At 63.4% G+C, this 13,241-nt stretch carries 16 protein-coding genes; 3 read left to right on the forward strand and 13 right to left on the reverse strand.

Annotation, left to right across the window (positions count from 1 at the left end; all coding sequences use genetic code 11):
- The first annotated feature begins 65 nt into the window (after positions 1 to 65).
- The 3 genes from OSW16_RS19030 (at position 66) to OSW16_RS19040 (ending at position 3,230) form a co-directional block, all read left to right on the forward strand.
- Positions 66 to 503 (forward strand): Lrp/AsnC family transcriptional regulator, encoded by a 438-nt coding sequence (locus tag OSW16_RS19030; protein WP_241804537.1) that lies wholly within the window; start codon positions 66 to 68, stop codon positions 501 to 503.
- Between the two features lie 449 nt (positions 504 to 952).
- The gene (locus tag OSW16_RS19035; protein WP_241804538.1) at positions 953 to 2,485 is read left to right on the forward strand and encodes an NCS1 family nucleobase:cation symporter-1; all 1,533 of its coding nucleotides are present in this window, start codon (positions 953 to 955) and stop codon (positions 2,483 to 2,485) included.
- A gap of 16 nt (positions 2,486 to 2,501) precedes the next feature.
- Positions 2,502 to 3,230, forward strand: a complete 729-nt coding sequence (locus OSW16_RS19040; RefSeq protein ID WP_241804539.1) for an aspartate/glutamate racemase family protein — start codon at positions 2,502 to 2,504, stop codon at positions 3,228 to 3,230.
- A gap of 299 nt (positions 3,231 to 3,529) precedes the next feature.
- Here OSW16_RS19040 and OSW16_RS19045 read toward each other — a convergent pair whose 3' ends face one another.
- From OSW16_RS19045 to OSW16_RS19105, 13 genes are all read right to left on the reverse strand, one after another.
- Positions 3,530 to 4,192, reverse strand: coding sequence for a histidine phosphatase family protein (locus OSW16_RS19045; protein ID WP_267817644.1), 663 nt, complete (start codon positions 4,190 to 4,192; stop codon positions 3,530 to 3,532).
- A gap of 210 nt (positions 4,193 to 4,402) precedes the next feature.
- The gene (locus OSW16_RS19050) at positions 4,403 to 4,741 is read right to left on the reverse strand and encodes an FKBP-type peptidyl-prolyl cis-trans isomerase (RefSeq protein ID WP_241804541.1); all 339 of its coding nucleotides are present in this window, start codon (positions 4,739 to 4,741) and stop codon (positions 4,403 to 4,405) included.
- A gap of 69 nt (positions 4,742 to 4,810) precedes the next feature.
- Positions 4,811 to 5,218 carry a GFA family protein gene (locus OSW16_RS19055; RefSeq protein WP_267817647.1) on the reverse strand — a complete coding sequence of 136 codons (408 nt, stop codon included), beginning with the start codon at positions 5,216 to 5,218 and terminating at the stop codon, positions 4,811 to 4,813.
- Between the two features lie 76 nt (positions 5,219 to 5,294).
- A complete protein-coding gene (locus OSW16_RS19060) occupies positions 5,295 to 6,083 on the reverse strand; it encodes a PhzF family phenazine biosynthesis protein (protein WP_267817649.1) in 789 nt (262 codons plus the stop codon).
- 51 nt (positions 6,084 to 6,134) lie between these two features.
- Positions 6,135 to 7,073 (reverse strand): 2-hydroxyacid dehydrogenase, encoded by a 939-nt coding sequence (locus OSW16_RS19065; protein ID WP_267817652.1) that lies wholly within the window; start codon positions 7,071 to 7,073, stop codon positions 6,135 to 6,137.
- 150 nt (positions 7,074 to 7,223) lie between these two features.
- Complete coding sequence (locus OSW16_RS19070; protein WP_267817654.1) at positions 7,224 to 7,643, reverse strand: hypothetical protein; 420 nt, start codon at positions 7,641 to 7,643, stop codon at positions 7,224 to 7,226.
- Between the two features lie 11 nt (positions 7,644 to 7,654).
- On the reverse strand, positions 7,655 to 8,845 hold the full coding sequence (gene ccmI, locus OSW16_RS19075) for a c-type cytochrome biogenesis protein CcmI (protein ID WP_267817656.1): 1,191 nt from the start codon (positions 8,843 to 8,845) through the stop codon (positions 7,655 to 7,657).
- Positions 8,838 to 9,314, reverse strand: a complete 477-nt coding sequence (locus OSW16_RS19080) for a cytochrome c-type biogenesis protein (RefSeq protein WP_267817658.1) — start codon at positions 9,312 to 9,314, stop codon at positions 8,838 to 8,840. Before OSW16_RS19080 ends, ccmI begins: the two co-directional genes overlap by 8 nt.
- Entirely contained in the window at positions 9,311 to 9,847 is a 537-nt protein-coding gene (locus OSW16_RS19085) for a DsbE family thiol:disulfide interchange protein (RefSeq protein WP_267817660.1), read from the reverse strand. Before OSW16_RS19085 ends, OSW16_RS19080 begins: the two co-directional genes overlap by 4 nt.
- Positions 9,844 to 11,817, reverse strand: a complete 1,974-nt coding sequence (locus OSW16_RS19090; protein WP_267824043.1) for a heme lyase CcmF/NrfE family subunit — start codon at positions 11,815 to 11,817, stop codon at positions 9,844 to 9,846. The genes OSW16_RS19085 and OSW16_RS19090 overlap by 4 nt, the downstream gene beginning before the upstream one ends.
- Positions 11,818 to 11,828: 11 nt before the next feature.
- Positions 11,829 to 12,284, reverse strand: coding sequence for a cytochrome c maturation protein CcmE (gene ccmE / locus OSW16_RS19095; RefSeq protein ID WP_241804549.1), 456 nt, complete (start codon positions 12,282 to 12,284; stop codon positions 11,829 to 11,831).
- On the reverse strand, positions 12,281 to 12,457 hold the full coding sequence (gene ccmD / locus OSW16_RS19100) for a heme exporter protein CcmD (protein WP_012273475.1): 177 nt from the start codon (positions 12,455 to 12,457) through the stop codon (positions 12,281 to 12,283). The genes ccmE and ccmD overlap by 4 nt, the downstream gene beginning before the upstream one ends.
- The gene (locus OSW16_RS19105) at positions 12,454 to 13,221 is read right to left on the reverse strand and encodes a heme ABC transporter permease (protein ID WP_241804550.1); all 768 of its coding nucleotides are present in this window, start codon (positions 13,219 to 13,221) and stop codon (positions 12,454 to 12,456) included. The genes ccmD and OSW16_RS19105 overlap by 4 nt, the downstream gene beginning before the upstream one ends.
- Positions 13,222 to 13,241 lie beyond the last annotated feature (20 nt).

Consider the following 13,241-nt stretch of genomic DNA (forward strand, 5'->3'; position numbering starts at 1 on the left):
AGGAAAAATGCCTCCTCAGCCTTTACTATCAAGGCAAACCAGCAATTGACCCTTATGAGGCGTATATGACCGATGCCATCGACCAGCTCCTGATCAACGCCCTGATGGAAGACGCCCGCCGCTCACTCAAAGCGCTGGCGCACATCAGTGGCCTGTCTGCACCCAGCGTCAGCGAACGCCTGCGCCGCCTGGAAGAGCGCGGCGTACTGCGCGGTTACACCGTGGATGTCGATCCGCGCTGCTTTGGATACCAATTGCAGGCCATCGTACGCATTCGCCCGCTGCCGGGGCAGCTGCAGGAAGTGGAACGGCAGATCATCGCGATTCCCGAGTTCACCGAGTGCGACAAGGTAACGGGCGAGGATTGCTTCATTGCCCGGCTGCATGTGCGGTCGATGGAACAGCTCGACACCCTGCTCGACCGTATCAATGTGCTCGCTGAAACCAACACGGCGATCATCAAGAAAAGCCCGGTGAAGCGGCGCTTGCCGCCGATGAATTGAAGCGCCGAAAAACCTGACTCACACCTGTACACACAAACGTCACCTTAAGTGCCATTTTTGTGTGCATAAGTGCTAGCACTGCCCCAATACGTTACATACGTTGCGCAACTAAATCTGACCAAATGATCAACTAATTATGCATGAATAAAATTAAACCTGTTCAATTGGTCAACTTATAGTTAATTCAATTCATCAACTTAGCTTTCAAAGCGATAGTTTTGAAGTAAATGCAACTTGATGTACGTTCTCCGCCTGGCATGGAACTCGCTTTTGTGTGTTCGTGTTTTGTATACAAGTTGAACTAAACATAAATACACAAGAACCCGCGACGCCGACCCAACCCGGCCGCCGCGCCCAGAACCCAGTGATGCCAACGCTGGACTGACGAGATGGCGAGCCCGTGCGCATGCCCGCTCATCGCAGTCCACGTGCATCAGGAGCCTGCCGGAATGAGTACCAGCCTCGACCTTGCCCCTGAACTATCCGTCGCCAGCACCCACCCCTCGTCCTCCCTGGCCGGCCATGCGCCGCAACTTGAACTCAGCCCGCGCCTGCATAACCGCGACCTGGCGCCGACGCGTATCGAAGGCCGCCGCTGGGGGCGCTACAGCATCTTCGCGCTGTGGACCAACGATGTGCACAACATTGCCAACTACTCCTTCGCCATGGGCTTGTTCGCGCTTGGCCTCGGCGGCTGGCAGATTCTCCTGTCCTTGGCGATCGGCGCCGCGCTGGTGTACTTCTTCATGAACCTTTCCGGCTACATGGGGCAGAAGACCGGCGTGCCGTTCCCGGTAATCAGCCGCATTGCCTTCGGCATTCATGGCGCGCAAATTCCCGCGCTGATCCGTGCTGTGATCGCCATCGCTTGGTTCGGCATCCAGACCTACCTGGCTTCAGTGGTGCTACGCGTGCTGCTGACGGCGGTGTGGCCGCAACTCGCCAGTTATGACCAAGACAGCATCCTCGGCCTGTCGAGCCTGGGCTGGGTGTGCTTCGTGGCAATCTGGCTGGTGCAACTGGTGATCCTCGCCTACGGCATGGAGATGGTGCGCCGCTACGAGGCATTCGCCGGCCCGGTGATCCTGCTGACCGTCGCCAGCCTGGCGGTGTTCATGTACTTCAAGGCCGATGCGCGTATCGCCTGGTCGGTGGCCGAGCCGCTGACCGGGTACGAGATGTGGCGCAACATATTCGCCGGCGGCGCGCTGTGGCTGGCGATCTACGGCACCCTGGTGCTCAACTTCTGCGATTTCGCCCGTTCCTCGCCATGCCGCAAGACCATCCGCGTCGGCAACTTCTGGGGCCTGCCGGTGAACATCGTGGTCTTCGCGCTGATCACCGTGGTGCTGTGCGGCGCACAGTTCCAGATCAACGGCCAGATCATCGACAGCCCGACCCAGATCGTTGCCAGCATCCCCAATACGGCCTTCCTGGTCCTCGGCTGCCTGGCCTTCCTGATCGTCACCGTGGCGGTGAACATCATGGCCAACTTCGTCGCCCCGGCCTTCGTGCTGAGCAACCTGGCGCCGCGGCACCTGAACTTCCGCCGCGCAGGGCTGATCAGCGCCACCGTGGCCGTGTTGATCCTGCCATGGAACCTCTACAACAGCCCGCTGGTGATCGTCTATTTCCTGTCTGGCCTGGGCGCCCTGCTGGGCCCACTGTACGGGGTGATCATGGCCGACTACTGGCTGCTGCGCAAAGGCTGCATCAACGTGCCGGAGCTGTACAGCGAACATCCGGCCGGGGCTTACCACTACAGCAAGGGCATCAACCTGCGTGCCGTCGCCGCGTTCCTGCCGGCAGCGCTGCTGGCCATCGTCCTGGCGCTGGTGCCCAACTTCCATGCCATCGCACCGTTTTCCTGGCTGATCGGTGCCGGCATCGCCGCCGCGCTGTACCTGCTGATCGCCCCTCGCAACCGTCAATACGCTGATGTCAGCGGCGAATGCATCGCCGTCGACCACAGCAGCCACTGATCAAGGAGCAGTGCTCATGCGTATTCTGATCGCCAACGTCAACACCACCGAAGCCATCACCGAGGCCATCGCCGAGCAAGCCCGCAGCGTGGCGGGCCCCGACACGCAGATCATCGGCCTGACCCCCTGGTTCGGTGCCGAGTCGGTGGAGGGCAATTTCGAGAGCTACCTGGCTGCCATCGCCGTCATGGACCGCGTGCTGGCTTATGAGGGGCCCTACGATGCCGTGATCCAGGCCGGCTACGGCGAACATGGCCGCGAAGGCCTGCAGGAACTGCTGAACGTGCCGGTGGTGGACATCACCGATGCCGCCGCCAGCACGGCACTGTATCTGGGCCACGCCTACTCGGTGGTGACCACCCTGGACCGTACCGTGCCGCTGATCGAAGACCGCCTGAGGCTTTCGGGGTTGTACGACCGCTGCGCCTCGGTGCGCGCCAGTGGCCTTGCCGTGCTGGAACTGGAGGAGGACCCACAGCGTGCAGTGCAGGCGATCGTCGAACAAGCCGAGCGGGCGGTGCGCGATGACAAGGCCGAGGTGATCTGTCTGGGCTGTGGCGGCATGGCCGGGCTGGATGAGCAGATTCGTCAGCGCACCGGGGTGCCGGTGGTCGATGGCGTGAGCGCGGCGGTGACCATTGCCGAGTCGTTGGTGCGGATGGGGCTGAGCACCTCCAAGGTGCGGACCTATGCCACCCCGCGGGCGAAGAAAGTCGTGGGCTGGCCGATGCGATTCGGCCGGTAAGCGCCAAGGCGCATTCCCGCCCCCACAGACCAGCAGCACCGCCGGCCCCTGGGGGCAGTCCAATTGCGCCGGCTTTCAGAAATTGGGCAAGTCGGTTGCTTCCACGGGTAACGCGCAGGCCTGAAGCACTGCGCGGTCGCGGTGGGAGCCGGCTTGCCGGCGATAGGGCCAGCGCAGTCGCCTTGTCATCCAGGCCAAGCGCCGAGCACCCCCAAGGCCGACAGACCAGCAGCTCCAAACCCAGCAGCATCAACACTTGCCTGATGTTTCAGCTTGGTTGCCAGGAAAGTGACCACGAATCAGGTCGGGCAGCTGTGCGCGCCGCCATCCAGGCCTTGGCGTACGTTGCGGCTGAGCAGGCTGGCCTTGCCGTCGCGCCAGGTCAGGGTCAGTACATACAGGGTGTCGAAATCGTCGCCCTGCCAGTCCTCGGTGATCACCCGGTCCTCACCCAGCGCCTTGCCGGCGACGGTATTGATCAGCTCCGGCAGATAACCATGGGACCAGGCAGTGTAGACAGTGGCGTTGCGGTATTTGCCGCTGAGCAACTCATCCGCGAGCTCATCGGTATCGTTCGCACCGTAATCGATATTCACCGGCAAGCCGAGACGTATCGCGCTCGGGGTGATGGTCATCAGTGGGCGGATGTAGCTGTAACGCTGGTCATCGACGCCTTCCTCGACCTCTCGCGTCGGGTTGGCGGCGAAGACGAAATCGGCTTTGCCGAAGCGCTCGGGCAGCAGCCTGGCCAGGTCCAGCGCGCGGTTGAGGCCTTGACAGTTCAACTGCCCCAACCCTTCGCCAGGTTTTTCGGCATGGCGCAGAAACACCAGGGTCTGGGTACCGTCGACAGGTTGAACGCGGTTTTCGACCACTTCCAGGGCCAAGGGCACCGCCGCAGCAGCGAGTGCGAGGCCCAACAGCAGATGGCGACGACGGCGAACAAACGTGGGCAACTTCATGAAGGCAGGCTCTTGTGGCAGACAATTTGGGTCGACCCGCCACACTGCCCTGAGGCCCAAGAGGCCCGGCATCCTTGTAGTGAATGCCATCCCTGGCCAACGAGTAGGGGTCAGAGTGCCCTCAACGCGTTTGGTTCCTCCCTGGGCAAGGCCTAGGGTAACCCACACATGTTGCGAAATTATTCCAAGCCTGCCAGCCGCGCCCGAGGCTCAGTCATCCCGCGTCAACACTTCGAGCAACTCGATCTCGAACGTCAGGTCCGAATTCGGCGGGATCGCACCCACGCTGCGCTCTCCATATCCCAGGTGCGCAGGCACCTGCAGCTTGCGTTTGCCCCCTACGCGCATACCCATCAGGCCTTGGTCCCAGCCCTTGATCACCCGGCCCGTGCCAATCACGCACTGGAACGGTTTGCCGCGCGACCGGGACGAGTCGAACTCGCTGCCATCGGCCAGCCAGCCAGTGTACTGGGTGGTGATCAGGGCGCCTTTGACGGCAGCTTTACCGTCGCCTTCGACGAGGTCGGTGATTTGCAGTTCGCTGTTCATGGGCATGCTCCAAGGGTGACATTCAAGGCCGCCCTTTTCTCAGGAATGCACGGCATTGGCAAGCACCACTCACCCCAATTGCTCGAACGCTTGCTGGCCCGTCAGCTCGGTAGTCTGGTTGGCAAAACAGTACCAGGCAGGTTTCTGCTCGACGAAGATCTGCAGGTCGAAATCCCAGGCCTCCTCGCCGTCCAGCAGGCCCACCGGCACCGCGTAGAAATCGTTGGCCTTGAGCCGGTAATACAGGTGAGTGCCGCAGTTCCCGCAAAAACCGCGCTGGGCCCAATCGGAAGAATCGTAGACACTGGGCGAACGCCCTTCGATGACCGGTGGCTGGCTGCAGTGAACGACCAGCAATGGCCCCCCGGTCCACTTGCGGCACATGCTGCAATGGCAAGCGCTGATGTGGGTAGTGTCGACGGTGACGTGCAGCCGGGTTTCCCCACAAAGGCAGCTGCCGTGCTTTTCCAGGGTCATGGTGAGGCTCCTTGCGTTAGGTGGAGGGCAAGTATAGATCGCCCCCGCACAACCGCTCGCAACCCCACCAGGCCGGTCAGACGAACACGTTGCCGCGTAGGTAGAGCGCCGCCCGCCCGCTGATGATCACTCGGCCATTGCCCGGCACTTCACAGTGCAGTTGGCCCTTGCGCGCACCACCCTGCTCACAGGTCAGGGTGCTCTTGCCCAACCGCTGCGCCCACAAAGGCGCAAGCGAAGTGTGCGCAGAACCTGTGACCGGGTCTTCATTGACACCCACTCGCGGGCCGAACCAGCGCGTGACGAAATCGTATCCGCGCCCGGGAGCAGTCACGGCGATACCCCGCACATCGAACGCCGACAAGGCGACGAAGTCCGGCTGCAGCGGGTCCAGAAGCGAGGCGTCATCGATCATCACTACATAGTCGTCGGACCGATACACCGCACTCGCCCCACTCAGCCCCAGTGCCTTGAGCAAACCGGCGGGCGCCTCGACGGCGGCCGGCTGCTTGGCCGGGAAGTCCATGGCCAGCAAGCCGTCGGCGCCTCGGCTTACCCGCAATTCACCGCTGCGGGTGTTGAAGCGCAGTACTTCAGCCTGCTCGCCCAACTGCTCGAACAGCACATAGGCCGATGCCAAGGTGGCATGGCCGCACAGGTCGACCTCCACCGCCGGGGTGAACCAGCGCAGGTCAAAGGTCTCCCCACTGCGCACGAAATAGGCGGTTTCGGAGAGGTTGTTCTCTTCGGCGATGCGTTGCAGCACGTCATCAGGCAGCCAGCTTTCAAGCGCAATCACGGCAGCCGGGTTGCCACCGAACGGTTCTGCGCTAAAGGCATCGACCTGAAAGATCTCGAGTTGCATGCGAACACTCCTTGTGGCCCAGCCAGCGCCGGGCAGAATTAAAAACGAACGTTACAGATGGACGGGTGTAAGTACCGGTTCGCCGGCAAAGAAGGCCTGTAGATTGCGCAGGACCAAGGCCACCGTGTCACGCGCCGCTTCAGGGGATTGCCCGGCCACATGCGGGGTGAGCACGGTATTGCCGAGGGCCTTCAAGGCATCGGGCACGGCCGGTTCGTCGTCGAACACATCAAGTGCTGCGCCTGCGAGTTGCCCGTGCTGCAGGGCACTTATCAGCGCCGGGGTATCCACAACGCTGGCACGGGCGATGTTCACCAGGTAGCCCTCGGGGCCCAGTGCCTCAAGCACCCGAGCATCGACCAGGTGGTGGGTATTGGTACCGCCCGGGGTGGCTACGACCAGAATGTCTACGGCATCGGCCAGGTGCAACGGGCTGTCGTACCAGGTGTAAGGCACGTCCTGGCGCGGCGTGCGGCTGTGATAGCAGACACTCATCTCGAAGCCCAGGCTGGCACGTTTGGCGATGGCCCGGCCAACTGCGCCCAAGCCGAGGATGCCGAGGCGCTTGCCACTTATCGAGGGGCTGATGACCCGGTTCCACGCACCGAGGCGGATACCGGCATCGGCGCGTGGAATGTCGCGCAGCAGGGCCAACAGTATCGCCAGGGTGTGGTCGGCCACGGCGGCGGCATTGGCACCGGCGCCATTGGTGACGGTGATGCCACGAGCAGCGGCGGCGGCCAGGTCGACCTGTTCGTAACCGGCACCGATCACGCAGATGATCTGCAAGTGGGGCAACGCTTGGATTTCAGCAGCGGTCAGGCCCAGCGGGCCGCGGGTAAGCACCGCATCGATTTCAGCGCCATGGCGGCGGATGGCGTCGCCACGCAGCTGCGCGGACGGTGCGCGAATCAGCCGGTAGCCAGCCTGCTCGAGCAGGGGCAGGTAATCATCGACGGTTTCCACCAACACCAGGACTGTCTTGCTCATGCACCCCTCCGGCTCTAATTCGAAGGGGCATTATGCGGAGTCGGCGGGCGGTACAGTCAATCGATAAATCGCGGGTAAACTGTACTGTATCGGTTGCTTGCTACTGGCCGTGCCGGCTTGCCGACGACACGGCCAGAAAACACAACGCGATTACTGAGCGAACGCCCGACCCAGCCCACCGGGTACACCACTGCTGTCGGTCTCCTGCCACGGGCCATCCGGGCTCAGAGACCAGCTCCAGCCATTGTCATAGCGGTAATAGGTGCGCTGCCGGTAGAACGTATTGGGTTTCTTCTCCAACACATAAACACCCAGTTTCGGATCCCAATGGCTGGCGCCCCCCGGTGGTGGGGCAAAGCTTGCTGAGGTCCGCGGCATCGGTTTGGGTGTCGCGGCCGGTTTGCTCGGCTGCGTGGAGGGTTGGCTACCCGGCAGCGGCTTGACCACCGGCCCCTTTTGCGCAGGCACCGTTTCGATCGGTGGGGCCGGCTGTTCGTACGGCTCGCGCACCGTACACGCAGACAAACCCACGGCGAGAGTGATCAGGGTCAGGCGGACGACGTTTCGCATGGCGGGTTCTCTTACCGGTCGGGGCTGTCGATGATCAGCAGTTGGGTGGCCTGGGTGGTGCTGGGCAGCGGTGCGCCTTGGCCGATCCACTCACCCTGGGTGGGCTGGCCAGCGCGCGATACCCGTGCAACCAGTTGGACTTCGGCAAAGTCGGACAGTTTCATCTGCGGCATCATCGCATCGGCGTCAGACAATTCGACCTCCAGCGGCAATTGGGCCACGGTCACCCGCTTGGCCGCCAGCGGCATGGGCGGGCCGTTGCTAGCCCGGGCGAAGATGAACACCGCATCGCCGGGCTGGACCTCATCCTTGAGCGCCGGGGCCAGCTCGACCCGGACCTTCAGGCGTGCTGCCAGCGGGGTCGCAGGCTTGCCAGCGTTGCCGCCCAGGCGCTCTGCCGCACGGTCGATGCCACCTTGCAAGGCCGCGCGCGAGGCGTCGCCTTCAGGCAGTTGCGCCAGCAGGCGGTTCCAGTAATCGATGGCTTCCTGGTAGCGCTCGCCTTCGAATGCCGCAATGCCGCGCAGGCCAAGGCTGGTCACTTCGTTAGGGTCGGCCTTGAGGGCCTCGTCGGTCAGCGCCTGCACCTGTGCGCTCCACTGCTTGTTGGCCGCGAAATACAGGGCCTGGGCCCATTGGCCCAGCAATTCTGGCTGGCGGCCGGCCAGGGCCACGGCGCGCTCGTAGGCTTTGGCGGCATCTGCCGGGCGCTGCTCGGCCATGTAGGCGCGGCCCAGGAAATACAGGCCCTCGGCCGAATCCGGCTGAGCCTGGACGGCGCGCTCCAGGCGCGTGGTCATTTCTTCCATCGTCTTGGGCGCCGCGGCGAACTCCTGGGTCAACTGCACTTTGTCCGCAGCACCAAAGTGCAGATACAGACCAAGCGCCACCACCGGCACCAGCACAGCGGCCAGCAGCGGAAGCACCCTGCCCAGGTGCCCCTGGCGCGGCGCTTCGGCGCCTTCGGTGTCGGCCAACAGTTCACGGGCGGCCTCATCACGGCCGCTGGCCAGTTGCGCGTCATCCAGCACCCCGGCGGCCTGCTGGGCAGCCAGTTCGGCGACACGTTCCTGGTACAGCGCCACGTTCAGCGCAGTACGGTCTTCTTCCTGCTGCTGGCGACGGCCACGCAGGATCGGGATCAGCAGAAAGCTGAGGGCGGCGAGCAGCAGCAGGCCCGCACCAAGCCAGAATTCAGTCATGGTTCTGTTCTTTTTCCAGCAGTTTGGCGAGACGTTCGCGTTCTTCGACGGACAGCTCCTGGGAGCCCAAGGTAGCTGGCACACGGCGCCGGCGGACAATCACCAACAGCACCGCAAAGCCACCGACCAGCAGAATGCCCGGGCCGAACCAGAGCAGCCAGGTACGCCCAGTGAGGGCCGGCTTGTAGCGCACAAAATCGCCATAGCGGTCGACCATGAAGTCGACGATCTGCTGGTTGCTCTTGCCTTCACCCAGCATGCGGAAAATCTCCCGGCGCAGGTCGGCGGCAATCGGTGCGTTGGAGTCGGCGATGTCCTGATTCTGGCATTTGGGGCAGCGCAGCTCTTTGGTCAGCTGCTGATAACGCTCACGCTCGGCGTCGTCGCGGAACTGGTAGGTATCGATCGCCGCCTTGGCCACGCCGGCCACGCTCAAAGCCAATACTGCGGCCGCAAGCCAGCGCTTCATGGTTTGGCCTCGTCGACCAGGCCCTGATACAGCGGCGCCAGTTGCTCGCGCCAGACGCTGGCGTCGACGACGCCCACATGCTTGTAGCGGATGATGCCCTTGGCGTCGATCAGGAAGGTCTCCGGCGCGCCATAAACGCCCAGGTCCAGGCCCAGGCTGCCCTGTTCATCGCGAATATCCAGCTGGTAGGGGTTGTGGAAGTCGGCCAGCCACTTCTGGGCGGCAGCATTGTCGTCCTTGTAGTTGATGCCGTAGATCACCACGCCCTGCCCGGCAAGCTGGTTCAGGTAAGGGTGCTCGACCTTGCACGACGGGCACCAGGTGGCCCATACGTTCACCAGCGCCGGGCGGCCTTGCAGATCAGCCTGGGTCAGGGTGCGATCACCTTGGGTCGAGGCCAGGGAAAACGCCGGGAACGGTTTGCCGATCATTGCCGAGGGCAGCTCGTCGGGCTTGAGGAACAGGCCTTTGTAGAGGAAAACAGCCACCAGCAGGAATACCGCCAGTGGCACCACCATGATCCAACGCTTCATGCAGCTGCTCCAGACACGCCCAGGACATCACGCACCCGGGTCTTGACCTTGACGCGATAGCGCCGGTCGAGGGCCGCCAGCAAACCGCCCAGGCCGGTCAATAGACCGCCCAGCCAGATCCAGCGGACGTAAGGCTTGATATGCACGCGCACGGCCCAGGCGCCGTTGTCCAGCGGCTCGCCCAAGGCGACATACAGGTCGCGGGTGAAACCAGCATCGATGCCGGCCTCTGTCATCATCGACTGCTGCACGGTATAGAGGCGCTTCTCGGGGTGCAGCGTGGTCACTTCACGGCCATCGCGGCTGACCACGACGGTGCCCTTGTCGGAACTGAAATTCGGCCCTTCGAAGTGCTTGGCGCCCTGGAACAGGAACTGATAGCCCGCCAGTTCCACGCTTTCACCCGGCGCCAGGCGCAGGTCACGCTCGGCACTGTTGTTGCTCGACAGCACCACGCCAAGCGCGCACACCGCAAGCCCCAGGTGCGCCAGTTGCATGCCCCAGTAGCTGCGCGTCAGGCCACGTACGCCTTTGGCCAAGCCCTTGTGGCGGGTCTTGTCGACAATGTCGCGCAACCCGCTGAGCACCACCCAGGCAGCCAGGGCAAAGGCGGTCAGGGTCGGCCAGTCGAAGTCGTCGACGATGAAACCGGCCACTGGCGCCAGCACTGCGCTGGCGATCAGTACCGGCGTCATCATGCTGGCCAACCACTTGCCAGGGGTGTCCTTCCAGCGCACCACCACGCCGACGCCGAGCACCACCATCAGCAGTGCCATCAGCGGCAGGAACAAGGCATCGAAATAGGGCGGGCCCACCGACAGCTTGGCCCCGGTCAGGGCATCGAGCACCAACGGGTAGAGGGTGCCGAGCAGGATCATCGCAGCGGCCACTACCAGCACCAGGTTGTTGGCCAGCAGCAGCGTCTCGCGCGACCACAGGGCAAAGCCCACCTGGCTTTTGACCACCGGGGCACGCAGGGCGAACAGGGTCAGCGAACCACCGACCACGAACAGCAGGAAGATCAGGATGAACACACCCCGTGACGGGTCGGAGGCGAAGGCATGCACCGAGGTCAGCACGCCGGAGCGCACCAGGAACGTCCCCAGCAGGCTCAGCGAGAACGCGGCGATCGCCAGCAGCACGGTCCAGCTCTTGAACACGCCACGCTTCTCCGTCACTGCCAGCGAGTGGATCAGAGCCGTGCCCACCAGCCAGGGCATGAAAGAGGCGTTTTCCACCGGGTCCCAGAACCACCAGCCGCCCCAGCCCAGTTCGTAGTAGGCCCACCAGGAACCCAGGGTGATACCCACCCCCAGGAAGGCCCAGGCGATGATGGTCCACGGCCGCGACCAGCGCGCCCAGGCAGCGTCCAGGCGGCCACCGAGCAAGGCGGCAATGGCGAAGGCAAAGGCCACCGAGAAGCCCACATAGCCCATGTACAGCATGGGCGGGTGGACGATCAGGCCGAAGTCCTGCAGCAGCGGGTTGAGGTCGCGGCCGTCAGTGGGCACTTGCGGCAGCAGGCGCTGGAACGGGTTGGACGTGATGATCAAAAAGCTCAGGAAGCCGACGCTGATCATGCCCATCACCGCCAGCACGCGGGCCAGCATCACCTGCGGCAGTTGCCGCGAAAACACCGACACGGCAAAGGTCCAGCCGCCCAGGATCAGCGCCCAGAGCAGCAGCGAACCCTCGTGCGCGCCCCACACGGCGCTGAACTTGTAGTACCAGGGCAAGGCGCTGTTGGAGTTGCTGGTCACATAGGCGACCGAGAAGTTGTCGGTCATGAAGGCATGGGTCAAACAAGCGAAGGCAAAGGCCAGGAAAGCGAATTGCCCCCAGGCCGCCGGCCGCGCCAGGCTCATCCACAGGCTGTCGCCACGCCAGGCGCCGAGCAGCGGCACACTGGCCTGCACGGCGGCGAAGCAGATGGCCAGGATCATCGCCAACTGGCCAAGTTCGGGGATCACCAGCGCTGCGTTCATGGTCTGGCCTCCGTACCGGTGGCGGCCTGGCCGCTTTCCTTCAGGGCCTTGGTGACCTCGGGCGGCATGTACTTCTCGTCGTGCTTGGCCAGTACCTCATCGGCCACCACCACGCCTTCGGCGTTGACCTTGCCCAGGGCGACGATGCCCTGCCCTTCGCGGAACAGGTCGGGCAGGATGCCGCGGTAGGTGATCGGCACCGACTTGTTGAAGTCGGTGACCACAAAGCGCACGTCCAGCGAGTCGGACGAGCGCTGCACCGAGCCTTTCTCGACCATGCCGCCAGCACGGATGCGGGTGTCCAGCGGCGCTTCGCCATTGGCGATCTGAGTGGGCGTGTAGAACAGGTTGATGTTCTGCTGCAGTGCGCTCAAGGCAAAGCCGACGGCAACCCCGACACCGACCAGCAGGCCGACGATGAGCAACAGGCGTTTCTTGCGCTGCGGATTCACTGGTTGTTCTCCCGGCGCAAACGGCGCGCCTCTTCTTGCAGATAGCGACGACGGGCCAGCAGCGGCGCGGCGACATTCAGCGCCAGCACCGCCAGGCAGATGCCATAGGCCGACCACACGTACAGGCCATGGTGGCCCATGGCGAGAAAATCACCGAAGGTGGCAAAGCTCATTGTGCGGCCCTCCGCCCCAGGCTGTTCAACACTTCGTCCTTGACCCAACTGGCGCGCGCCTCGCGCTTGAGCACTTCAAGGCGCATGCGCAGCAACAGCACGGCACCGAAGAAGCAGTAGAAACCCAACACCGTGCACAGCAACGGCAGCCACATTTCTGCGGGCATTGCCGGCTTTTCGGTGAGGGTGAAGGTGGCGCCCTGGTGCAGGGTGTTCCACCACTCCACCGAGTACTTGATGATCGGGATGTTGACCACGCCGACGATTGCCAGCACGGCGCACGCCTTGGCCGAGCTGTCACGATTACTGATCGCCTGGCCCAGCGCAATGATGCCGAAGTACAGGAAAAGCAGAATGAGCATGGACGTGAGGCGGGCGTCCCACACCCACCAGCTGCCCCAGGTCGGCTTGCCCCAGATGGCGCCGGTCACCAGCGCCACGGCGGTCATCCAGGCGCCGATGGGCGCGGCACATTGCAGGGCCACGTCGGCCAGTTTCATCTTCCACACCAACCCCACTACCCCGGCGACTGCCAGCAGCACGTAGCAGGACTGCGCCAGCATCGCCGCCGGCACATGAATGTAAATGATGCGGAAGCTGTTGCCTTGCTGGTAGTCCTGCGGGGCGAACGCCAGGCCCCAGGTGATACCGACCAGCAGCAGAAGCACGGCAGCGCCGGCCAGCCATGGCAGCATGCGGCCGCTGATGGCATAGAACCATTTCGGGGAGCCCAGCTTGTGGAACCACGTCCAGCTTATTTTCATCAGGGTACATCCAGGGTATT

The sequence above is a fragment of the Pseudomonas putida genome (assembly GCF_026625125.1).
GTDB classification, from domain to species: Bacteria; Pseudomonadota; Gammaproteobacteria; order Pseudomonadales; family Pseudomonadaceae; genus Aquipseudomonas; species Aquipseudomonas putida_X.

Excerpts from the sequence above, each read along its gene's own strand:
- OSW16_RS19050 (WP_241804541.1), bottom strand. The coding sequence starts at position 4,741 with ATGAACAGCGAACTGCAAATCACCGACCTCGTCGAAGGCGACGGTAAA.
- OSW16_RS19085 (WP_267817660.1), bottom strand. The coding sequence starts at position 9,847 with ATGAAGCGTTGGATCATGGTGGTGCCACTGGCGGTATTCCTGCTGGTG.
- OSW16_RS19035 (WP_241804538.1), top strand. The coding sequence starts at position 953 with ATGAGTACCAGCCTCGACCTTGCCCCTGAACTATCCGTCGCCAGCACC.
- OSW16_RS19045 (WP_267817644.1), bottom strand. The coding sequence starts at position 4,192 with ATGAAGTTGCCCACGTTTGTTCGCCGTCGTCGCCATCTGCTGTTGGGC.
- OSW16_RS19030 (WP_241804537.1), top strand. The coding sequence starts at position 66 with ATGACCGATGCCATCGACCAGCTCCTGATCAACGCCCTGATGGAAGAC.
- OSW16_RS19080 (WP_267817658.1), bottom strand. The coding sequence starts at position 9,314 with ATGAAGCGCTGGCTTGCGGCCGCAGTATTGGCTTTGAGCGTGGCCGGC.
- OSW16_RS19040 (WP_241804539.1), top strand. The coding sequence starts at position 2,502 with ATGCGTATTCTGATCGCCAACGTCAACACCACCGAAGCCATCACCGAG.
- OSW16_RS19065 (WP_267817652.1), bottom strand. The coding sequence starts at position 7,073 with ATGAGCAAGACAGTCCTGGTGTTGGTGGAAACCGTCGATGATTACCTG.
- OSW16_RS19070 (WP_267817654.1), bottom strand. The coding sequence starts at position 7,643 with ATGCGAAACGTCGTCCGCCTGACCCTGATCACTCTCGCCGTGGGTTTG.
- ccmI (WP_267817656.1), bottom strand. The coding sequence starts at position 8,845 with ATGACTGAATTCTGGCTTGGTGCGGGCCTGCTGCTGCTCGCCGCCCTC.
- OSW16_RS19105 (WP_241804550.1), bottom strand. The coding sequence starts at position 13,221 with ATGAAAATAAGCTGGACGTGGTTCCACAAGCTGGGCTCCCCGAAATGG.
- OSW16_RS19060 (WP_267817649.1), bottom strand. The coding sequence starts at position 6,083 with ATGCAACTCGAGATCTTTCAGGTCGATGCCTTTAGCGCAGAACCGTTC.
- ccmD (WP_012273475.1), bottom strand. The coding sequence starts at position 12,457 with ATGAGCTTTGCCACCTTCGGTGATTTTCTCGCCATGGGCCACCATGGC.
- OSW16_RS19055 (WP_267817647.1), bottom strand. The coding sequence starts at position 5,218 with ATGACCCTGGAAAAGCACGGCAGCTGCCTTTGTGGGGAAACCCGGCTG.